This is a genomic window from Actinomadura syzygii (assembly GCF_008085905.1).
GTDB lineage: Bacteria > Actinomycetota > Actinomycetes > Streptosporangiales > Streptosporangiaceae > Spirillospora > Spirillospora syzygii.
The window spans coordinates 1-19,800 of sequence record NZ_VSFF01000017.1; the positions used below are offsets into that span (position 1 = coordinate 1).

The 19,800-nt window shown below is 73.1% G+C and carries 22 protein-coding genes; 11 read left to right on the plus strand and 11 right to left on the minus strand.

Annotated elements, in window-relative coordinates; translation table 11 throughout:
- Nucleotides 1-119: 119 nt before the first annotated feature.
- A complete protein-coding gene (locus FXF65_RS38325) occupies nt 120-1,601 on the plus strand; it encodes an MFS transporter (RefSeq protein ID WP_148355208.1) in 1,482 nt (493 codons plus the stop codon).
- A 64-nt stretch (nt 1,602-1,665) separates the two neighbouring features.
- On the opposite strand, the gene murJ is transcribed toward FXF65_RS38325, so the two are convergent.
- The 4 genes from murJ to FXF65_RS38345 form a co-directional block, all read right to left on the minus strand.
- Nucleotides 1,666-3,429, minus strand: a complete 1,764-nt coding sequence (murJ, locus tag FXF65_RS38330; protein WP_148355586.1) for a murein biosynthesis integral membrane protein MurJ — start codon at nt 3,427-3,429, stop codon at nt 1,666-1,668.
- 199 nt (nt 3,430-3,628) lie between these two features.
- A complete protein-coding gene (locus FXF65_RS38335; RefSeq protein WP_222868971.1) occupies nt 3,629-4,450 on the minus strand; it encodes a hypothetical protein in 822 nt (273 codons plus the stop codon).
- A gap of 84 nt (nt 4,451-4,534) precedes the next feature.
- Nucleotides 4,535-5,890 carry an FtsX-like permease family protein gene (locus FXF65_RS38340; RefSeq protein ID WP_148355587.1) on the minus strand — a complete coding sequence of 452 codons (1,356 nt, stop codon included), beginning with the start codon at nt 5,888-5,890 and terminating at the stop codon, nt 4,535-4,537.
- A gap of 2 nt (nt 5,891-5,892) precedes the next feature.
- Nucleotides 5,893-6,690 carry an ABC transporter ATP-binding protein gene (locus tag FXF65_RS38345; protein WP_148355210.1) on the minus strand — a complete coding sequence of 266 codons (798 nt, stop codon included), beginning with the start codon at nt 6,688-6,690 and terminating at the stop codon, nt 5,893-5,895.
- 239 nt (nt 6,691-6,929) lie between these two features.
- Between FXF65_RS38345 and FXF65_RS38350 the strand changes: the two genes are divergently transcribed.
- Nucleotides 6,930-8,207, plus strand: a complete 1,278-nt coding sequence (locus FXF65_RS38350; RefSeq protein WP_425458766.1) for an ArsB/NhaD family transporter — start codon at nt 6,930-6,932, stop codon at nt 8,205-8,207.
- 20 nt (nt 8,208-8,227) lie between these two features.
- Complete coding sequence (locus tag FXF65_RS38355; RefSeq protein WP_246199375.1) at nt 8,228-8,926, plus strand: PIG-L deacetylase family protein; 699 nt, start codon at nt 8,228-8,230, stop codon at nt 8,924-8,926.
- Nucleotides 8,927-8,944: 18 nt separating this feature from the next.
- Here the strand turns inward: FXF65_RS38355 and FXF65_RS46420 are convergent, their stop codons facing one another.
- From FXF65_RS46420 to dut, 3 genes are all read right to left on the minus strand, one after another.
- Nucleotides 8,945-9,025 carry a 50S ribosomal protein bL37 gene (locus FXF65_RS46420; protein WP_483902918.1) on the minus strand — a complete coding sequence of 27 codons (81 nt, stop codon included), beginning with the start codon at nt 9,023-9,025 and terminating at the stop codon, nt 8,945-8,947.
- 138 nt (nt 9,026-9,163) lie between these two features.
- On the minus strand, nt 9,164-9,937 hold the full coding sequence (locus FXF65_RS38360; RefSeq protein WP_246199376.1) for a DUF3710 domain-containing protein: 774 nt from the start codon (nt 9,935-9,937) through the stop codon (nt 9,164-9,166).
- A gap of 54 nt (nt 9,938-9,991) precedes the next feature.
- Complete coding sequence (dut, locus tag FXF65_RS38365; RefSeq protein ID WP_148355218.1) at nt 9,992-10,483, minus strand: dUTP diphosphatase; 492 nt, start codon at nt 10,481-10,483, stop codon at nt 9,992-9,994.
- Nucleotides 10,484-10,726: 243 nt separating this feature from the next.
- Here dut and FXF65_RS38370 point away from each other — a divergent pair, with 243 nt between their 5' ends.
- The 7 genes from FXF65_RS38370 (at nt 10,727) to FXF65_RS38395 (ending at nt 15,233) form a co-directional block, all read left to right on the plus strand.
- Entirely contained in the window at nt 10,727-11,437 is a 711-nt protein-coding gene (locus FXF65_RS38370; RefSeq protein WP_148355219.1) for a hypothetical protein, read from the plus strand.
- Nucleotides 11,434-11,961, plus strand: coding sequence for a MauE/DoxX family redox-associated membrane protein (locus FXF65_RS38375; protein WP_148355221.1), 528 nt, complete (start codon nt 11,434-11,436; stop codon nt 11,959-11,961). Before FXF65_RS38370 ends, FXF65_RS38375 begins: the two co-directional genes overlap by 4 nt.
- The gene (locus FXF65_RS38380) at nt 11,958-12,440 is read left to right on the plus strand and encodes a thioredoxin domain-containing protein (protein ID WP_148355223.1); all 483 of its coding nucleotides are present in this window, start codon (nt 11,958-11,960) and stop codon (nt 12,438-12,440) included. Before FXF65_RS38375 ends, FXF65_RS38380 begins: the two co-directional genes overlap by 4 nt.
- Nucleotides 12,437-12,991 carry a hypothetical protein gene (locus FXF65_RS38385; RefSeq protein ID WP_148355225.1) on the plus strand — a complete coding sequence of 185 codons (555 nt, stop codon included), beginning with the start codon at nt 12,437-12,439 and terminating at the stop codon, nt 12,989-12,991. Before FXF65_RS38380 ends, FXF65_RS38385 begins: the two co-directional genes overlap by 4 nt.
- A gap of 173 nt (nt 12,992-13,164) precedes the next feature.
- Nucleotides 13,165-13,722 (plus strand): hypothetical protein, encoded by a 558-nt coding sequence (locus FXF65_RS38390; protein ID WP_148355227.1) that lies wholly within the window; start codon nt 13,165-13,167, stop codon nt 13,720-13,722.
- An 8-nt stretch (nt 13,723-13,730) separates the two neighbouring features.
- Entirely contained in the window at nt 13,731-13,880 is a 150-nt protein-coding gene (locus tag FXF65_RS44235) for a hypothetical protein (protein ID WP_187412775.1), read from the plus strand.
- 66 nt (nt 13,881-13,946) lie between these two features.
- Nucleotides 13,947-15,233, plus strand: coding sequence for a cytochrome P450 (locus tag FXF65_RS38395; RefSeq protein WP_148355229.1), 1,287 nt, complete (start codon nt 13,947-13,949; stop codon nt 15,231-15,233).
- A gap of 6 nt (nt 15,234-15,239) precedes the next feature.
- On the opposite strand, the gene FXF65_RS38400 is transcribed toward FXF65_RS38395, so the two are convergent.
- Both FXF65_RS38400 and valS read right to left on the minus strand, forming a co-directional pair.
- A complete protein-coding gene (locus FXF65_RS38400; RefSeq protein ID WP_246199377.1) occupies nt 15,240-15,536 on the minus strand; it encodes a metal-dependent hydrolase in 297 nt (98 codons plus the stop codon).
- A 109-nt stretch (nt 15,537-15,645) separates the two neighbouring features.
- A complete protein-coding gene (gene valS / locus FXF65_RS38405; RefSeq protein ID WP_148355231.1) occupies nt 15,646-18,171 on the minus strand; it encodes a valine--tRNA ligase in 2,526 nt (841 codons plus the stop codon).
- Between the two features lie 117 nt (nt 18,172-18,288).
- On the opposite strand from valS, the gene FXF65_RS38410 reads away from it, so the two are divergent.
- On the plus strand, nt 18,289-18,576 hold the full coding sequence (locus FXF65_RS38410; RefSeq protein WP_148355233.1) for a DUF4235 domain-containing protein: 288 nt from the start codon (nt 18,289-18,291) through the stop codon (nt 18,574-18,576).
- Between the two features lie 17 nt (nt 18,577-18,593).
- Here FXF65_RS38410 and FXF65_RS38415 read toward each other — a convergent pair whose 3' ends face one another.
- On the minus strand, nt 18,594-19,388 hold the full coding sequence (locus FXF65_RS38415; RefSeq protein ID WP_246199378.1) for a hypothetical protein: 795 nt from the start codon (nt 19,386-19,388) through the stop codon (nt 18,594-18,596).
- 16 nt (nt 19,389-19,404) lie between these two features.
- Nucleotides 19,405-19,701, minus strand: coding sequence for a DUF4193 domain-containing protein (locus FXF65_RS38420; protein ID WP_067893074.1), 297 nt, complete (start codon nt 19,699-19,701; stop codon nt 19,405-19,407).
- Between the last annotated feature and the right edge of the window lie 99 nt (nt 19,702-19,800).

Sequence of the window (19,800 nt, forward strand, 5' to 3'; positions counted from 1 at the left end):
GGGGGCGGCAGTGTCATTGCGGCCCTCACGGGGCCACCGCACCCAGGCCGTCACCCCGGCTCTCACCGGCATCCAACCACGAGCACTCTTCCAGTGCCCGCACCAAGGAGGGTCCAGTAGTGACCGCCACCCTCGACACCCCGGCCACCGCGTCCGGGACCCGTCCGGACAGCGGCCCGCGGCCGCACCCGCGCCGCTGGCTCGGCCTCTCGGCGATCCTGGCCGCGACCCTGCTGAACCTCCTCGACTCGACCGTGGTGAACGTGGCCGCGCCCGCGATCCGCGCGGACCTCGGCGGGTCCTTCGCCGCGCTCCAGTGGATGGCCGCCGGGTACACGCTCGCGCTCGCCGTCGCACTGCTCACCGGCGGGCGGCTCGGCGACATGTTCGGCCGCAAGCCCGTCCTGCTGGTCGGCGCGGCCGGGTTCCTCGCCACCTCGGCGCTCTGCGCGCTCGCCTGGTCGCCGGAGAGCCTGATCGCCGCCCGGGTCGCGCAGGGGCTGTGCGCGGCGGTGATGGTGCCGCAGTGCTTCGGGCTCATCCGCGACCTGTTCGGCGCGAAGGACATGGGCAAGGCGTTCGCGCTGTTCGGCCCGGTGATCGGGCTCGCCACGATCCTCGGCCCGGTGATCGCCGGGGTGCTGGTGGACGCCGACCTGCTCGGCACCGGCTGGCGCGCGATCTTCCTGATCAACATGCCGGTCGGCGCGTACGCGCTGGTCGTCGGCGCCCGCGTGCTGCCCGCCCCGGCCGCCGCCGACCGCTCCGGCGGGATCGACGTCGCCGGCATGCTGCTCGGCGGGCTCGGCATGAGCATGCTCGTCTACCCGCTCGTCCAGGGACGCGAGCTGGGCTGGCCCACCTGGACGCTGGCCGTGCTCGCCGGTTCCGTTCCCGTCCTCGCCCTGTTCGCGCTGCACCAGCTCCGCCGCTCCCGCCGCGGAGGGACGCCGCTGCTCCGCCTGTCGGTGTTCGCCAACCGGTCCTACTCCTCCGGCGTCCTGTTCGTCGTCGTCTTCTTCGGGACGATCACCGGCTTCTCCCTCGCCGTCGGCCTGTTCCTGCAGCTCGGCCTCGGCTACACGCCGCTCGCGGCGAGCCTCGCGATGTCGTCCTGGGCGGTCGGCGCGTTCGCCGGGTCGGCGTTCAGCGGCATGACGATGACCCGGCTCGGCCGGACGATCCTGCACATCGGCCTGGTCATGATGGCCGCCGGGCTCGGCGGGCTGTACGCGGTGTTCGAGGCGGCCGGGACGGGCCTGACCGGCTGGCACCTCGCCGCCCCGCTGCTGGTCTTCGGCGCCGGGATGGGCATGATCTTCGTCCCGCTGTTCGACATCATCGTCGCGGGCATCGCCGACCACGAGGTCGGGTCGGCGTCGGCGGCGCTGGAGTCGATCCAGCAGCTCGGCGCGTCGCTCGGGATCGCCGTCCTCGGCACGGTGTTCTTCGGCGCGGTCGGCGCCCCGGCGGCCGGGCACTTCGACCCCGCCGCCGCGCTGGACGCCGCGAAGCGGGTCGCGGAGCTGACGCTCCTCCTCACCGCCGCCGCGTTCCCGGTGGCGTTCCTCCTCCCCCGCCGTGCCCGCGAGACCCCCTGACCCCGTCCCACCGCGCGGGCCCGCCGTCCCCTCCCGGGGCGGCGGGCCCGCGCGGTTCAGGGGCTCAGCGGCGCAGGCGGGCGGCGGCGATCGAGGTGAAGTAGCCGATCTCCGGGACGCGCATCACCCGCGCCGTCGCCACGTAGAGCGCGCCGCCGCCGAGCCCGCCGACGACGACGGCCAGCAGGTCGGACAGCCGTCCGCCCGGCAGCCGCCCGAAGCTCCACACGGCCGCGACGGCGAACACGAACGCGGGCAGCGCGGCCGCGTGCAGCCGGACGAGCGCGCGGCCGATCCGGCGCCCGTCCAGCCCGCCGAGGCGGCGGCGCAGCACGAACACGGCCCCGGTGCCGCCGACCAGGTAGAACAGCCCGTACGCGGCGGGCAGCCAGACCACGACCTGGCGGGCCGGGAGGAACTCCAGCAGCGCGACCGCGGTGACGGCCTGCGCGATCCCGGCGGGGACGGCGATCAGCCCCGGCGTCCGCGTGTCGCCGAGCGCGTAGAACACGCGCATGAGGAGCTGGTGCAGCGTGAACGGCAGCACCATGAACGCGAACACCGTGAGGACGGTCCCGATGCGGTGCGCCCCGGCCTCGGACAGGCTGCCGTGGGCGAACAGCACCACCGACCCGGGGACGGCGAACACCAGCATGCCGAGCCACAGCGGGACGAGCAGCGCGCACGCCAGCCGCAGCCCGCGCGAGAAGTCGTCGCGGACGAGGTCGCGCCGCCCGGTGGCGACGTGCGCGCTCATCCGCGGCAGCAGCGCCGTGATCACCGACACCGCGACGATCGCGTACGGGAGCTGGAACACGACGAGCGCGAACGAGTAGGTGGCGATGCCGCTGCCGCCGCCCGGGGCCCGGTGCCCGGCCCGGGTCGCGACGTTCGCGGTGATGAGGACGCCGACCTGCACGACCACGACGTAGACCAGCATCCAGATCGCGGTGCGGGCCGCCTCGCCGAGGCCGGACCCGCGCAGGTCCAGGCGCGGCCGCCAGCGGAACCCGGCGCGCCGCAGCGTCCAGGCGAGGACGGCGCTCTGCGCGACCGTCCCGAACGCCGACCCGAGGCCCATGAGCGTGAGCTGCGCGTCGGTGACGGTGGCGGGGGTCCGGCCGCGCCCGGCGACCCAGAGGAACAGCAGGCCCGCGCCCATCGTGATGACGTTGTTGACGACCGGCGCCCACATCGGCGCGCCGAACCGCTGCCGGACGTTCAGCATCGTGCTCGCCAGCCCGCTGACGCCGATGAAGAAGATCTGCACCAGCAGCAGGCGGGTGAGCAGGACGGTGACCTCGCGCTGCCGCCCCGTGTACGCGCTCGCGTAGACGGAGACCAGCAGGCCCGCGCCGAGGACGGCGACGACCGTCAGCACGGCGAGCGCGAGCAGCACGACGCCGAGCAGCCGCCGCTCGGTGGCCGCGCCGCCGTCGGCGTCCGCGAGCCGCCGCCTGACCAGGAACGGGACGAACACGCTGGCCAGCAGCCCGCCGAGGAGCAGCTCGTAGACGGTGTAGGGGACCATCTCGGCGGCCTTGTAGGCGTCGCCGAGCAGCGCGGTGCCGAGCGCCGCGCCGATCACGACCGTGCGCATGAACCCGGTGAGGCGGGAGAAGAACGTCGCGATCGCCATGACGGCGCTGGAGCGCGCGACGCCCCGCGGCGCGGCCTGCCCGGCGCCGCCGAGCTCGACGCCCTCGGAGCCGGGCCGGACGGCGGGACCCGGGTCGCCGACGCCGTCCGGGTCGCGGACCGGGACGAGGCCGGGCTCCGGCTCGCCGGGCGGCTCGGCGCGCTCCGCCTCGTCGAAGACCCCCGGCATGAGGGGACGTCCCCTGCCCCGCTCGGTGTCCGGCTCGCGCGCGTCCGTCCCGCCGTCCGTCCCGCCGTCCGTCCCGCCGTCCGTCCCGCCTTGCGGCCCGCCGTCCGGCGGCGCGGGCTCGGTGTCAGGCTCGCCCTCGGTCATCGGCACCACCCCCAAGGGCGCCAGTATGCCCGCGGGCTCCGCGTGGCGGGCGGTTTCAGGTGATCATGAAACGGACCGCGGACACCGCGATCACGACGCCCGCCACGGCCCAGTACGCGCCCGCCGCCGCCGCGACGACCCGCACGCGCCGCGGCTCGGGCAGCGCGGTGAACGTGAGCGTCCAGGCCAGCAGCGGCAGGACGAGGATCGCGTGCATCGTCACGAAGTGCGCGGGCTTCAGCGCCGCGACGACGTGGTACGCCGCCTGCTGGTCGCCCGACTCGACCTTCGCCACCCCGCGGGCGATCATCGCGGCGCCGGACGCCAGCGCGAGCATCAGCGCCGCGAACCCGGACCGGACGGCGAGCCGCATGCTCGGCGCCGTCTGCGGGTTCGCCTTGAAGGCGGCGACCGCGAGCGTGACCAGCGTGACGACGAGGACGCCGCCGCCGGCCGCCAGCATCCGCGTGATCACCGTGTCGAGCGCCGTCTCCATGTTGAAGTGGGACGGCACCCGCCGCCACGCCTGCACGGTGATCAGCGCGACCTCGACGACGCAGTCCGCCGCGAACACCCCGACCAGCGCGTTGCGCGCCCGGTCGCCGAGCCGGACGAACGACCCGACCCACGCGATCGTGACCAACGTCAGTCCGAACGAGAGCCCGAACGTGACGGGCTTGCGCCAGGAGACGGGGCCCGTCCAGGGGCCGCCGTCGACGGCGAAGACGACCAGGTGGAACAGGCCGGAGAGGATTAGCGCGGCCCCGACGGCGTAGGCGGCGCGCTCGACCCGGCGTCCGCCGGTCCAGGCCGACCGCAGGCCGCGGAGCGCGTCCGCGACCGGCAGGCCGCGCGGGACGTCCACCGAACCGGCCATGTCCCCTCCCAAAATGAGTGAGTGCTCACCCAGTATGGATGAGCACCCACGCGGAGCACAAACCGGGCCGCCCGCCCGGCCGGGTCAGCGGAGCGCCGCCTCGACCGCCGGGACCCGCACCGCGCGGCGCGCCGCGCCGTGCGCCGTGACCCCGGTGAGGACGGCGGCGAGCGCGACCACCGCGACGTAGGTCCAGACGCTGCCGTCCGGGGTGGCCGAGTCGCGCCGGGCGAGCCCGAACGGGACGATCGTGAAGACGGACGCGACCGTCCCGCACAGCACGCCGGTGACGGTCAGCACCGCCGACTCCAGGCCCACCGCGGCGAGCACCTGGCCGGGCGTGGCGCCCGCGAGTCGGGTCTGGCCGAACTCGCGCCGCCGGTGCGCGATCGCCGCGATCAGCGTGTTCACCAGCATGATCGCGGTGAACAGCACCACCATGCCGATGACGACGAAGTTGAGCGTCTCGATGCTCTTCTGCTCGGCCGTCTTGGCGAGCCCGGCGTCGTCCATCGCGGCGTTCTCGGTCGCCTGGAGGAACAGGGTGCCGACGGCCGTCCCGACGAACAGGATGACCGGGGTGACCGCGGACGCCAGCGCGGACGTCCGGCGGCGCATCGTCGCCGCGGCGAGCTCGCCCGCCGAGCCGAGCGCCCGCAGCGGTCCGGCCGCCACCGCCGTCGCCCCGCGCATGATCACCGGGCTGAGCAGCGCCAGCCCGATCGCGGCGAGGATGTCGGCCTGGCCGGACGTCGCCATCGCGTCGCTGCCCTTGCCGTCCATCACGGTGACGGTGATGAGGGCCTCCCAGCCGGCGGCCACGAGGAACAGCACCGCGAACACGATCCGCTTGCGGCTCATCCGCCCGTCGCCGACGGCGGCGTCCGCCATCGACTCGGCCACCCGGACGCGGGTGGTCCGGCGCGCCGTGATCATCGCGGCGGCGACGGCGGACACGAGCGTGATCCCGATCCCCATCGACAGCGCGACCGGGCCGAAGCTGTACCCGATGTCGGACGGGACCTGGTCGGTGCCGTGCAGCAGGCCGAGCAGGCCCCGGCCGAGCAGCATCGCCGGGACGATCCCGAGCAGCGCCGCCAGCACGGCGAGGCCCGCGGCCTCACCGGTGATCATCCGGCGGAGCTGCGCCGGGGTCGCGCCGACGCTCTTCAGCAGCGCGATCTCCTGCGCCCGCTGCCGGACGGCCAGCGTCAGCGTCGAGGCGACGGCGAAGACCGACAGCAGCAGCCCCCAGCCGCCGACCACGTTCGCCATGATCGACAGCGTCTCCCGGGCCGTGCCGGTCGCGCCGCTGGCCTGCGCCGTGTCGAGCATCGAGGCAAACGCCATGATGATCGCCGAGCCGAGGAACATCGCGAGGAAGCTCGCCGCGAACGCGCCGGTGCGGTGGCGCAGCGAGCGAAGGGCCAGTCCGAACATCGTCACGCCTCCGCCATCGTCCGCTGACGCTCGACCTCTTCGGCCAGGTGCGTCATCCGCTCCGCGACCGCCTCGGCGGTCGGCGCGCTCTGGTGGCCGACGATCCGGCCGTCGGCCAGGTACAGCACCGCGTTCGCGAACGACGCGGCGACCGGGTCGTGGGTGACCATGACCACCGTCTGCCCGGACATGTGCACCGACTCCTGCAGCAGGCCCAGCACGTCCCGGGCGCTGCGCGTGTCGAGCGCGCCGGTCGGCTCGTCGGCGAAGAGCACGTGCGGGCGGGTGACCAGCGCGCGGGCGATCGCCACCCGCTGCTGCTGACCGCCGGACAGCTCCGCGGGCAGGTGCCCGAGCCGCTCGGCCAGCCCGACCCGTCCGAGGACCTCCCGCGCCAGCTCCCGGTCGACCTTGCGTCCGGCGAGCTTCAGCGGGAGCACCACGTTCTGCATCACGTTCAGCGTGGGCAGCAGGTTGAACTGCTGGAACACGAACCCGATCCGCTGCCGGCGGAACTTCGTCAGCTCCGTCTCGTTCTCGCCGGTCAGCTCGGCGCCGTCCACCAGCACCCGGCCCTCGGTCGGGCTGTCCAGCCCCGCCGCGCACTGCAGCAGCGTGCTCTTGCCGGACCCGGACGGGCCCATCACCGCCGTGAACGACCCGGCGGGCAGCGACAGCGACACGCCGTCGAGCGCGACCACCCGATTGCCGTCCGTCCCGTACACCTTCCGGACGCCCTCCAGCCGAAGCGCCTCACCGGTCGCCTGGCCCGCGGGGTCCGGTCCCTTGCGTCCGAACATCGTCCTTACCTCCAGCCCGGGCGCCCTCGCCGGGCGCCTCCGAGAAAGAAGCTACGGACGGCGGACGCGCCGGAGGATGGGCCCAGCACGCCGATCGGGGTAGGCAAAACCCCACCATCGCCCGGCGCCGACCGGCCCCGGTCCGACCCGGCGCGGCCCGTTCCCACTAGGGTCGGACGCGGTGCGCCGGGAAGTCTGGTCGGCAGGTCCGTCGTCCGCATGCCGATCGGGAGTCACTGTTGGCCGTCGCCGCGATCGTCATCTTCATCGGCGCCTACGTCCTGATCGCGTCGGAGCGGGTGCACCGGACGGCGGTCGCGCTCGGCGGCGCGGGCCTGATGCTGCTCCTGCGCGTCACCGACGGGGACGCCGCGTTCTTCTCGTCCGAGTCCGGGATCGACTGGAACGTCATCTTCCTGCTCCTCGGCATGATGGTGATCGTCTCGGTGCTGCGGCGGACCGGCGTGTTCGAGTTCGTGGCGATCTGGGCGGCCAAGCGCGCGCGGGGACGGCCGTACCGGCTGATGGTGATGCTGGTCGTCCTCACGGCGGGGGCGTCGGCGCTGCTCGACAACGTCACCACCGTGCTGCTGATCGCGCCCGTGACGTTCCTCGTCTGTGACCGGCTCGGATTGCGGCCCGAGCCCTACCTGATCGCGGAGGTGATGGCGTCCAACATCGGCGGCACCGCCACGCTGGTCGGGGACCCGCCCAACATCATCATCGCGAGCCGCGGCGGACTGTCGTTCAACGACTTCCTGGTGCACCTCGCCCCGCTGATCGTCCTGCTGGTCGCGGTGTTCTGCGTGCTGTGCCGGTGGCTGTTCCGCTCGGCGTTCGAGCACGACCCGGCGCTCGCCGCCGAGGTCATGGAGCTGGACGAGCGCAAGGCCATCACCGACCGGGGCCTCCTGCTCCAGGGGCTGACCGTCCTCGGGATCGTGGTGGTCGCGTTCGTGCTGCATCCCGTCCTGCACTACGAGCCGTCCGTCGTCGCGCTGCTCGGGGCCGGGCTCCTCGTCGCGGCGACGAAGGTGACCACCGAGGAGGCGCTCAGCGAGGTCGAGTGGCCGACTCTGGTGTTCTTCGCCGGGCTGTTCGTCATGGTCGGCGGGCTGGTCGAGACCGGCGTCATCGGCGACGTCTCCAGGGCGGCGGCCGACGCGACCGGCGACCGGCTCGGCGCCGCGTCCATGCTCCTGCTGTGGGCGTCCGCCGGGTTGTCGGCGATCGTGGACAACATCCCCTACGTGGCGACGATGAGCCCGATCGTGTCGGACCTCGTCCAGCAGCACCCGGGGACGGACGGCCACGTGCTGTGGTGGGCGCTCGCGCTCGGCGCGGACCTCGGCGGCAACGCCACCGCGATCGGCGCCAGCGCGAACGTCGTCGTCCTCGGGATCGCGGCCCGAAACGGCACGCCGATCAGCTTCTGGCGGTTCACCCGCCACGGCCTCGTCGTCACCTTCGTCACCATCGCGCTCGCCACGCCTTACCTGTGGCTCCGCTACCTGTAGCGATGGGCCAGGATGAGGGGATGGACGAGGTACCTGAGGACTGGGAGCGCGCGCTCGCCGTCGTGGCGCACCCCGACGACCTGGAGTACGGGGGCTCGACCGCCGTCGCCAAATGGACCGCCCAGGGCAAGACGGTGACGCAGGTGCTCGCGACCCGCGGCGAGGCGGGGATCGACTCGATGGACCCGGACGAGGTCCGCCGCGTCCGCACCGAGGAGCAGATCGAGGCGGCGCGCCGCGTCGGGGTCGAGGCCGTCGAGTTCCTCGACTTCGCGGACGGCGTGCTGGAGTACGGCCTGCCGCTGCGGAAGGCGATCGCGGCGGCGGTCCGGCGGCACCGCCCCGAGGTGGTGCTGTCGGTGAGCTACCGGGAGCGCTTCCCCGGCGGCGGGTTCAACATGGCCGACCACCGGGCGCTCGGCCTCGCCGCCGTGGACGCGATCAGGGACGCCGCGAACCGCTGGGTGTTCCGCGACCTCGGCCTCGAAGCGTGGCAGGGCGTCCGGTTCGCGCTGCTCGGCGGCTCGCCGGAGGCGGCGCACTACGTGGACGTCACCGGACATCTCCAGGCGGGCATCGACTCGCTGCTCGCGCACCGCGTGTACTTCTCGAACCTCGGCGCGGACTTCGACGCCGCGGGGTTCCTCACCGGCATCGCCGAGGAGGGCGGACGCGCCGCCGGGGTCGAGCACGCGATGACGTTCGAGATGATCGCCTGAGCGGTTCTGCCCTGACCGTCAGTGGCGGGCGTTGGGCCGCTTTCCCTTGTTGCACTTACCGCGTTTACGGGCCCGTCGCTTGCGCGTCTTCTTCGACATGTCCTGATTCAGCACCCGGCGGGCGGCCCTGGCAAGGGACGGCCGGCGCGCCGCACGGAAAAACCCGCCGTGCCGCACGTCCGAAAAGGCGTGCGGCCGGCGGGTCTGAGAACTCGGGCGGTACCGGACCGGGACGGGTCAGCGGACCTCGGTGATCTCGGGGCCGCGCTCGAAGGGGTTGAAGGTCTCGACGGCCTCCTCGCCCTCCTCCTCGCCGCCCTCGCTGAACTCCTTCGGGATCTGGAGCTCGAGCAGGTCGCGCGGCGGCATCGGGGCGTCGCCGCGGACGACGACCACGCCGTTCAGGACGTCTTCGAGGACCTGCCACTGCTCCTCGTCCTCGATCGCGGCGCCCTGCACCACGGCCTGGAGGAACCAGCGGGGGCCGTCCACGCCGAGGAAGCGGATGATCTGCGGGGCCCAGCCCTGCTCGACGAACTCCGCGGGGATCTGCTCGCGGGCCTCGGCGGGCATCTCCGCGAGGACCTCCTCGGTGAGCGGCGTCGGGATCATCGCGAGCAGCTCGGTGCCGAACGGCCCCTCGCCCTCCTGGATCTGGCCCTGCGCCTCTTCCTGGATGTCCTTGGCGGTCTCGCGGCGCACGTCGTCCCAGATGCCGGTGCGCTTCGGCGCGGCGAACGCCTGGAGCTGCATCACGCTCTGCTCGTACTGCACCAGGACCGCGACCGGGCGCCCGTCGAGCGGGTTGCCCTCCTCGTCGACCTGGGTGGCCTCGAAGTTCACCTGGAAGCCGAGCCCCTGCGCGACCGGGACCAGCATGGAGCCGAAGTCGAGCCGCTGGATATCGGGGAAGGAGTCCTCCGAGTCCCACGGTCCGCCCGCGGCGCTGTCGGCTCGCTCCGCCACGGCGGGAGCCTCCTCCTCGGTGTCCTCCGCCGGCTCCTCGGTCACCTCGGGACCCTCAGCGGGCTCCTCGGCCTGCCGGCGACGTCCAAAAGCCACGACTCACGCTCCTTCTCGACTGTGCTCATTGTTCCCGAAAACGCGCGTGGAGCCGAATCCGCCGGTGGAGCCGAAGCCGTCGGTTCCGCGCGCCGACCCTGGCAGCTCGGAGACCTCGTGGAACACCGCGTGCTCCACCCGCTGCACGACCAGTTGCGCGATGCGGTCGCCGCGCCGCAGCGTCACGGTGGCGCGCGGGTCGGTGTTCAGCAGGGTCACCTGGATCTCACCCCGATAGCCGGCGTCGACCGTACCGGGTGCGTTGACAATGGTCACCCCCAACCTAGCGCCCAAACCGGACCTCGGGTGAACGAACGCGGCGTAGCCGTCGGGCAGCGCGATCGCCATCCCGGTCGGGACGACGGCACGCTCCCCGGGCGGCAGCTCGACGTCCACGGCCGCGACCAGATCGGCGCCCGCGTCGCCCGCGTGCGCGTACCGCGGGAGGGGCAGCTCGGGGTCCAGCCGACGGATCAGCACCTCGACCTTGCTCACGGTCTCACCTCATGATCACCTGCCGGAGAACCACCCGACCCTATCCGGGTCGCGGGGCCCGGCCGGAGCTGAAACGCCGGGGCTGGAACGCCGCCGCCGCGCGGGTCCGGCAGTTGACCCTACCCGCTCCCGCGGATGACCACTTCCGGAAGGTTTGGCCCCTAAGCGAAGGATCACCCGTAGCGTTACCTCTGTTACCCGCGGTGCTTCTGTGGGACATGCGTCCCGCAGGAAGGGGACGGCATGGGCAGACCCGAACGCGACGCCGACGACCGCGTCACACATCGCTCCCTGGACGGCGTGCGCGTCCGGCTGACCGGCCCGCACGACCTCGACCGGCCCTGCACGTCGGTGGCGCGGATCGCCGACCGCGGGCGGCTCCACGAGATCTCCAGCGGGACGCGCGCGGACGCGCTCTCCTGGGCCGACGACATCGGCGTCGAACGGTTCGACGAGGAGTTCCGCGTCCAGGACGGGCGGCTGCGCGTCGGCCGGACCGAGACCCGCGACCCCGACACCGGGCAGCGCGAACCCGTCCTCGCCGCCGTGTGGGAGGGCCGCCGCCACGCCGTGTTCACGCACCTCTACCACGCGCGCCCGGCCGACGCGGTGGCGTTCTTCGGAACGCTCCGACTCGCCGAGCACGACGACGGGATCGTCGCCGTGCCGCGCGGGCGGGCCCGCCGTCCCGACCCGGCGGAGCTGGTGAAGGAAGTCCCCGGGCTCGGCCTCCTGGAGATCACCGCGCTGACGACGCGGACCCGTCGGCGGCTGCCGCCGTGGCGCGGCGCGTCCGTCGCGGGCGGCGAGCTTTTCCAGGACACGGTCGAGGGGCAAGGGCCCTATTTCCTGCTCGCGCTGAAGGCGCTGCTGGTGACCGTGCTGCCGGAGGAGGACCGGGTGCGGGACATCCCCCGGCGGCTCGCCGGGCTGGCGGTCGAGGCGGTCCGGTGACGGGCCTGCTCGCGGGGATCGCGGCGGTCGCGCTCCCGCTCGTGCTCCTGGGTTCGGTGTTCGGCCAGGTCAGACGGCCCGGCGTGCTGGTGTCGGCGGTGCGGGCGCAGGGCGTGGTGCCGCACGCCCTCGCCGGACCGGCGGCGGTGGCCGCGATCGCGGCGGAGGCGGCCGTCGGCCTCGTCGGCGCGGCGGCCCTCGTACTCGGGCTGGACGGGGCGATGCGCGCGGCGTCCGGCGCCGCCGCCGTGCTGCTCGGCCTCTACGCGGTGTACGCGGCGCACGTGGCGCGGACGCGGCGCGGCGTCCCGTGCGGGTGCGCGGGCGCGGACACACCGATGACCGGCTGGGTCGCCGGACGCGCCGCCGCCCTCGCCGTGCTCGCGCTCGCCGGAGCCGTGCGCGGCCTGCCCACCGACTTGTCCGCGTACGAGGCGTCCGTCGCCGGGACGGCGGGGCTGGGTTTCGCGGTGATCCTCTGGACGCTCCCCCACGCAATGATCGAGAGGAGGTCGGCCGGATGAGCTTCCAAGCCAGCGCCCTGCTGCTGTCCTGGGCGGCGATCCTGCTGCTCGCCCTGGTGGTCGCCGGTCTCGTCCGGCAGGTGCACGCGCTGACGCGGGGCGCGCCCCGGCCCGCCGAGCTGGGGCTGCCGCCGGGACGTCCCGCGCCCGCGTTCGACCGGCTCGGGCCGGGCCTGCTGCTGTTCCTGGACCGCGACTGCGGTGTCTGCGCCGACGTGCTCGCCGCGGCGGGCGGGTCGGACCGGCCGCTGCACGCGATCTTCGCCGGGGAGGCGGCGGACGAGGCGGCGGCCCGTCCGGGGCTGACCGTGCTGGCGAACGAGCGGGACGGCCTGTTCGCCGACTACCGCGTCCCCGCCACGCCGTTCGCCGTCGTCGTCGACCCGGACGGGCGGGTGCGGGCCGCCGAGCCCGTGGGCTCCCCGGCGGCCCTCCACGAGCTGACCTTGGAGGACGCGCGGATGGGCGGGACACGATGATCGAACTGGATGACATCCCGCCGCTGCGCGGGCCGCGTCCGGCGGGCGCGCAGCGGGTCCGGCGGCGGCCCGTCCCGGCGGACGCGCCGCGGCTGCGCCCGGCGCGGCGCAGCGTCCTCGCGGGGCTCGCGGCGGCCGGGGCCACGGCGGGCCTCAAGGCGCTCGGCGTGTTCCCGCCCGCGCGGGAGGCGCTGGAGTCCGGGTTCCAGTTGGTCGGCTACTACGACATCTATCCGCGCTGCCCCTCGTATGCGTCGAACCACAATTGCTCGCCCGGCTGCGGGCCGAGCTACGTGTGCAGTTGGTGCTGCCGGACGAGCGGCAAGTACAAGGGCTTCCACAAATCCGGGGTGTCGAATCCGGGGTGGTACAAGCTGCGTCCGAACCAGTGCTACAGCGGCGGTTACGACGGTTGGATCTGGGCATACGCGAAAAGCTGCGGGTCCTGCAAGAAGGGCGTCACCTGGCGCTGCCACGACGGGTGGAAGAAGTCCCAAAAGGGCGTCTGGTACAAGACCATCTGCCGCAAGGCGACGGCGTGCAAGAACTGACCGCCGGACGAACCCGGCGCGGTCTGACCGATCCCCTTCTCCCTGTCGCGGCTCTCACCCTGATCGCGCTTTCCGCCGCCGCGTTGGACGCCGCCGTCCTCTGCTGGGCCTCGATCGGCGCGCTCGCCGGGTTCTCGCTTTCCGGGAGCGTTTGAACGCGGAACAGCGAATCCGTGCTGTTCTCGCCAGGTTGGCGGGCCCCCGTACGGCAGGACGAGGTCCTGGCCGTCTTCATCTTCGGGCTCCTGCTCGGAGGGACGCTCAGCGCGGCGGTGATCTGGCTGCTCTCCGGCCTTTCGGCACCGTTGCCGCCGTCCGTCCGGGTGGGCGCGATCCTGGCCGTCGCCGTTCTCGGCGCGGCCCGGGAAATGGGCTTGATCCGCCTTCCGCTCCCCCAGAACGCGCGCCAGATCCCGTCGGACGTCCTCCAAGCGCATTTGCGCCGGGGCGCCTTGCAATTCGGCTTCGAGTTGGGCACCGGGGTTCGCACTTATGTCTCGTCCAGTGCGCCCTATGTACTGGCCCTGGCGCTTTTCCTCAGCCACGGCCCGCTTCGCACCGCCCTTCTGGCAGGCGCCGCATTCGGCGCGGGACGCGCACTGAGCGCCGCCCTCACCTACCTCTCCCGGGACGCACATCGCGACGCCGCCATCGCCGCGCGAATGCCTCCGGTACGAAACGCCACCGCACTGACCGCGCTCGCCGCCCTCGCTCTCCTGCTGCTCGCCTGATGTGGCAGATGCGCACCGCCTTCCTGCCGCCGTTCGGGACGATCGTCGTCGCGGCGGTCGTTCCGCTGGCGGCGGGGCTGTACCTGCTGACGTCCGGGGCGTGGACGGCGGCGGAGCGGGCGGTGCTGCGGCGCGGGGTCGTCCTCGCAGGGGCTTGACGGAGGTCCGGGCGGTCGGTTCGATGGAAACCGAATGACGTTCTGACTCAGGGCGGGCGGTGCGCGGTGGCGGCGACGGTACGGGACATCGGCACGATCGACCTGTCCGACCTCACGTTCTGGTCGCTGCCGCCGGAGCGGCGGCTCGCCGCGTTCGCGCGGCTGCGCGAGCGGGAGCGTCCCGCGTTCTTCCCCGAGCTGAAGCTCCCGTTCATCCGGACCGGCCCCGGCTACTACGCGCTGACCAGGCACGCCGACGTCGTCGAGGCCAGCCGGACGCCCGAGGTGTTCAGCAGCGAGCCGTGCTCCAACAGCGTCGCCGACCTGCCCCGGTACATGGCCCGCTACTTCGGCTCGATGATCAACATGGACGACCCGCGGCACGCGAAGATCCGGCGGATCGTGTCGCGGGCGTTCACCCCGCGCGTCCTCGCCAAGCTGGAGGCCGACCTCCAGGCGACCGCGACGCGGATCGTGGACGACCTGCGCGGCCGGGGCTCCGCCGACTTCGTCACCGAGGTCGCCGCCCGGCTCCCCCTCCAGGTCATCTGCGACATGACGGGGATCCCGCACCGGCTGCGCCCGATGGTCTACGACCGGACGAACACCATCCTCGGCCTCGGCGACCCCGAGTACACCGGCGGCAAGGACTTCAACCGCGACGGCATCACCCGGATCGGCGTCCTGTACGGCCTACTCAAGGCCATGACGGCCGGATACGAGTTGAACCACCTGGCGATGAAGCTCGCCCGGCGGCGGCGCAGGCACCTGGGCGACGACCTGGTGTCGCGGCTCGTGTCCGCCAACGTGGACGGCGAGTACCTGACCGACCAGGAGATCGGCTCGTTCTTCATCCTGCTCGTCGTCGCCGGGAACGAGACGACCCGGAACGCCATGTCGCACGGCCTCAAACTGCTCACCGACAATCCCGAGCAGCGCGCCCTGCTGATGGAGGACTTCGACGCCCACGCGCCGGGCGCGGTGGAGGAGATCGTCCGGATGGCGACGCCGGTCATCCAGTTCCGCCGGACGGTCACCCGCGAATACGAGATGAACGGCCAGCGGTACGAGCGGGGCGACAAGGTGCTGCTGTTCTACAACTCCGCCAATCGCGACGCCGCCGTGTTCGAGAACCCGGACGCCTTCGACATCACACGCTCCCCCAATCCGCACGTGGGGTTCGGCGGCCCCGGCCCGCATTTCTGCCTCGGCGCGAACCTGGCCCGGCGGGAGATCACGGTGATGTTCCGGGATCTGCTCACCCGCCTCCCGGACATCCGTGCGACCGGCGAGCCCCGGATGCTCTATTCGAACTTCATCAACGGCATCAAGCACCTGCCCTGCGAATTCTGACCGGGCTCACGTCCGTCCGGCCGCCCGCGCGGCGGGCGAGACGGCGAGGTAGGCGTGCACGGCCTCCTGGCCCATGAAGCCCCTGACCTTCCGGTGGAGGCGCTCGTCGTCCTCGACCAGCGGGAGTGTCTGCTTGTAGACGTGCACGAACCAGCGTTCACCGGCGGGCAGCAGCAGGTGCAGGACGTTGACGAAGTGCGTCGCGACGGGCTCGTCCGGGATCCAGTGCAGCGGAGTGCCGGCCCAGTCGAACCTGACGCGGCGCGGGGTGATGACGGGATGCCGCTCGTCGATCTCGCTCATGTCGCCTCTCCCCGGACAGCCCGGCCCGCCTCATCAATTGGACGTAGCGTCCAATATGAGGAGTGCGCGGAATCCGCGTCAAGGGGCGGCCGGGGCCGTCCGGGGTGATCTAGGTAACGGGTGCGAGGACGACGTCCACGGTGAGGTCGGCGGGCGCGTCCTCCAGCGTCAACTCGGCGATGCGCCCGGCCGCGGCCAGGTCCGGCCGCGCGATCCGGGCCGCCTCGGCGCCGCGCACGACCGCGCGGGAGACGTCCGCGCGCATCGACGCCTTCGCCTCCGACTTCGCCTTGCGGACCTGCCGCAGCGCCTCCCCGGTCGCCGCGAGGACGGCCGGGTCGCCGCCCGGCGGCAGCTCGGCGGGCGACGGCCAGGACGCCGTGTGGACCGACCCGTCGCGCCACCACGACCAGACCTCCTCGGTCACGAACGGCAGCACGGGCGCGAACAGGCGCAGCAGCACCGACAGCGCGGCGCGCAGCGCGGCCCGCGCCGACCGCGCCTCCGCGCCCTCCCCGTACGCGCGGGTCTTGACCAGCTCCAGGTAGTCGTCGCAGAACTCCCAGAAGAACCGCTCGGTCCGCTCCAGGGCCCGCGCGTAGTCGTAGCCGTCGAACGCGGCCGTCGCGTCCTCGACGACGGCGGACAGCGCGGCCAGCATCGCCCGGTCGAGCGGCTCGGTCACCGGCGCGTCCGGCTCGACCTCGCCGAGCCCGAGCACGAACTTCGAGGCGTTGAGGATCTTGATCGCGAGCCGCCGCCCGACCTTGATCTGCCCGGTGTCGAACGCGGTGTCGGTGCCCGGCCGCCCCCCGGCCGCCCAGTACCGGACGGCGTCCGACCCGTACTGGACCAGCAGGTCGATCGGCGTGACGACGTTGCCCTTCGACTTGGACATCTTCTTGCGGTCCGGGTCGAGGATCCAGCCGGACAGGGCCGTCGCCTTCCACGGCAGCGACCCGTGCTCCAGATGCGCGCGGACGACCGTGGAGAACAGCCACGTCCGGATGATGTCGTGCGCCTGCGGCCGCAGGTCGTACGGGAAGACGCGGCCGAACAGGTCGGCGTCGCGCTCCCAGCCGCCCGCGATCTGCGGGGTGAGCGACGACGTGGCCCACGTGTCCATCACGTCGGGATCGCCCGCGAAGCCGCCGGGCGCGCCGCGCTGCTCCTCGGTGTACCCAGGCGGGACGTCCGAGGACGGGTCGACGGGCAGCGCGCTCTCCGCCGGGACGATCGGCTCGTCGTGGCGCGGCTCGCCCGCCTCGTCCAGCGGGTACCAGACCGGGATCGGGACGCCGAAGAACCGCTGGCGCGAGATCAGCCAGTCACCGGACAGCCCCTCGACCCAGTTCTCGTAGCGGGCGCGCATGTAGGCCGGATGCCAGGTCAGCTCGCGGCCGCGGGCGAGGAGCTCCGCGCGGACGCCCTCGTCGCGCCCGCCGTTGCGGATGTACCACTGCCGGGTCGTGACGATCTCCAGCGGCTTCGACCCCTTCTCGTAGAACTTCACCGGGCGGATGATCTGGCGGGGCTCGCCGTCCAGGTCGCCGGACGCGCGGAGCAGCTCGACGACCCGCTCCTTGGCGGAGAAGACCGTCTTGCCCGCCAGCTCGTCGTACGGCCGCGCGGGGACGCCGGGCGGCGGGTCGGCGGCGAGCCGACCGTCCCAGCCGACGACCGCGCGGGTGGGCAGGTTCAGCTCGCGCCACCAGACGACGTCGGTGACGTCGCCGAACGTGCAGACCATCGCGATGCCGGAGCCCTTGTCGGGCTCGGCGAGGCGGTGCGCGACGACGGGGACCTCGACGCCGAACAGCGGCGTCCGGAACGTCCGCCCGAACAGCTCCCGGTAGCGCTCGTCGTCCGGATGCGCGACCAGCGCGACGCACGCGGGCAGCAGTTCGGGACGTGTCGTCTCGATGTAGACCGGGCGCTCGTCGCCGTGGAAACGGATCCGGTGGAACGCGCCGGGCTGGTCGCGGTCCTCGAGCTCGGCCTGGGCGACGGCCGTGCGGAACGTGACGTCCCAGAGCGTCGGCGCCTCCGACACGTACGCCTCGCCGCGCGCCAGGTTGCGCAGGAACGCGCGCTGCGACGCCGTCCGGGAGACGGCGCCGATCGTCGTGTAGAGGCTGCTCCAGTCGACCGAGAGGCCGACGCGGCGCCAGATGTCCTCGAACGCCTTCTCGTCCACCGCGGTCAGCCGTTCGCACAATTCGATGAAATTGCGGCGCGAAACGGGGATCTGCCGTTTGGCGTCCGGCTCGGCGGGCGGCTCGAAGTCGGGGTCGTACGGCAGCGACGGGTCGCACCGCACGCCGAAATGGTTCTGGACGCGGCGCTCGGTGGGCAGGCCGTTATCGTCCCAGCCCATCGGGTAGAAGACCGCGCGACCGCGCATCCGGTGGTACCGGGCGACGGTGTCGGTGTGGGTGTAGGAGAAGACGTGGCCGACGTGCAGGGAGCCGCTCACCGTGGGCGGCGGGGTGTCGATCGAGAAGACCTCGCCGCGCGGCCTCGTGCGGTCGAAGCGGTGGACGCCCTCGTCGTCCCAGACGCGTACCCACTTCTCCTCCAGGCCGTCCAGGGAGGGCTTGGCGGGGACGTGCGGAATACGCGGCTGCTCTGTCATGCGCCAATGGTATTGACATCCGCGCCGATCGCACTCCGGTTATCGGCCCGGACGCGGCGATCACCGGCGGGCCGTTCCGGTAGCGTCGGAGACCACAGGACGACTGGAAGGACGAACATGGCGGACAAGGGCGACATCGGCTGGCGGGTCGTCGCCGGCGCCGCCGCCTTCGCGGGCGGCTTCGTCGCGAAGAAGGCGATCACGCTGGCCTGGAAGAAGAGCACCGGCAAGGAGCCGCCGACGAACCCCGAGTCCCCGGACGTGGCGCTGGCCGAGGCGATCGGCTGGGCGGTGGTGATGGGCGTGGGGATGGAGCTCTCCCGCCTCCTCGCCACCCGCGTCGCCGCCCGGCAGTGGGCCAAGGGCACCGGCGAGCTGCCGTCCCACCTCAAGATCGAGGTATGAGCCCGGGGCCCGCCGGGTCAGCCGCGCGGCAGCGGCGGCGGGGCGCCGGTGTTCGCGCGTAGGTCGTTGCGGATCTTCGTGCCGAGCGCCCGCGTCGCCGAGCGGTTCAGCGCCGCGCCCGCCGCCGCGCCGGTGAGCAGCGGGCCCATCGTGCCCATGGTGCGGCCGAACGTGCGGAGCATGCGTTTGCGCAGGGCCGTCTTGGCGGCCGTGCCGAGCGCGCTGGTGAGGGAGCCGGCCTCCAGGGGGTTGATGCCGCGCTGCCGGGCCCAGGACGTGACGAACGCCGCTCCGCGCGCCGTCCCGGTGCCGTGCACCCGGACGCCGTACACCTCGTGCAGCTCGGCGATCATCTTGACCTCGATCGCCGCGACGACCAGCGTCTCGGCGGCGAGCTGCGCGGGCGCCGTGAGCAGCAGCGGCGGGGCGGCGAACTGCACCGCGGCGAGCGCGCCGCCGGCCGCGCCGACGGCGGTGGTCGCGTTCCCCGCCGTCTTCACGACCCGGTCGGCGAGCTCCTCGCCCATCAGCCCGCGGTGGTGCGCCTGCAGCGTCTCGATGTCGCGGATCGGAATGTGGGGACCCACCTCGACCAGCAGGTCGCCCAACCACCGTCCGCGCGCGAGACCCACGGCGCCCGCCCTCCGGGCGCTCTGGCCGAGAAGCGCGGCCAGCCGCCCGAGCAGCCGTCCGCGGGTCTCGCGGTCCATGTCCTCGTCGCCGGTGAGCCGCCCTATCAGCTCACCGACCTCGGCGGAGCCGTCGCCGGGCGGCGGCTCCGGGTCGTCCCGGCGCTCGATCTCTCCCGTCACCCGCGGCCACTCCCGGTCAGGCGGCGCACTCGCGGCAGATCGGCTGGCCGTTCTTCTCGGTGGCCAGCTGGCTGCGGTGGTGCACCAGGAAGCAGCGCGTGCAGGTGAACTCGTCGGCCTGCCGCGGAACCACCCGGAAGGTGAGCTCCTCGTTGGACAGGTCGGCGCCGGGCAGCTCGGCGACCTCGCCGGCGTCCAGGTCCTCATCGATGATGCTGGCGGCCTTGTCGGCCCGCCGGGCCTGGAGCTCCTGGAGGCTGTCCTCGCTGAGATCGTCGTCGGTCTTGCGTGGGCTGTCGTAGTCGGTCGCCATCTTCTATCTCCATCCCCCTCAGTGCTTTATGCGCCCCGTCGCGCGGAACTAACGCACGGGGGGCCGTTCTTGTGCCCGATCCGGGCGGGAAATTCTGTC

What these genes read in the sequence shown, in the direction of transcription:
- FXF65_RS38385 (WP_148355225.1), top strand. Translation starts at nt 12,437, where the DNA reads ATGATCGAACTGGATGACATCCCGCCGCTGCGCGGGCCGCGTCCGGCG.
- FXF65_RS38335 (WP_222868971.1), bottom strand. Translation starts at nt 4,450, where the DNA reads ATGGCCGGTTCGGTGGACGTCCCGCGCGGCCTGCCGGTCGCGGACGCG.
- FXF65_RS38380 (WP_148355223.1), top strand. Translation starts at nt 11,958, where the DNA reads ATGAGCTTCCAAGCCAGCGCCCTGCTGCTGTCCTGGGCGGCGATCCTG.
- valS (WP_148355231.1), bottom strand. Translation starts at nt 18,171, where the DNA reads ATGACAGAGCAGCCGCGTATTCCGCACGTCCCCGCCAAGCCCTCCCTG.
- FXF65_RS38410 (WP_148355233.1), top strand. Translation starts at nt 18,289, where the DNA reads ATGGCGGACAAGGGCGACATCGGCTGGCGGGTCGTCGCCGGCGCCGCC.
- murJ (WP_148355586.1), bottom strand. Translation starts at nt 3,429, where the DNA reads ATGCCGGGGGTCTTCGACGAGGCGGAGCGCGCCGAGCCGCCCGGCGAG.
- FXF65_RS38420 (WP_067893074.1), bottom strand. Translation starts at nt 19,701, where the DNA reads ATGGCGACCGACTACGACAGCCCACGCAAGACCGACGACGATCTCAGC.
- FXF65_RS38355 (WP_246199375.1), top strand. Translation starts at nt 8,228, where the DNA reads ATGGACGAGGTACCTGAGGACTGGGAGCGCGCGCTCGCCGTCGTGGCG.
- FXF65_RS38340 (WP_148355587.1), bottom strand. Translation starts at nt 5,890, where the DNA reads ATGTTCGGACTGGCCCTTCGCTCGCTGCGCCACCGCACCGGCGCGTTC.
- FXF65_RS38370 (WP_148355219.1), top strand. Translation starts at nt 10,727, where the DNA reads ATGGGCAGACCCGAACGCGACGCCGACGACCGCGTCACACATCGCTCC.
- FXF65_RS44235 (WP_187412775.1), top strand. Translation starts at nt 13,731, where the DNA reads ATGCGCACCGCCTTCCTGCCGCCGTTCGGGACGATCGTCGTCGCGGCG.
- FXF65_RS38345 (WP_148355210.1), bottom strand. Translation starts at nt 6,690, where the DNA reads ATGTTCGGACGCAAGGGACCGGACCCCGCGGGCCAGGCGACCGGTGAG.
- FXF65_RS46420 (WP_483902918.1), bottom strand. Translation starts at nt 9,025, where the DNA reads ATGTCGAAGAAGACGCGCAAGCGACGGGCCCGTAAACGCGGTAAGTGC.
- FXF65_RS38400 (WP_246199377.1), bottom strand. Translation starts at nt 15,536, where the DNA reads ATGAGCGAGATCGACGAGCGGCATCCCGTCATCACCCCGCGCCGCGTC.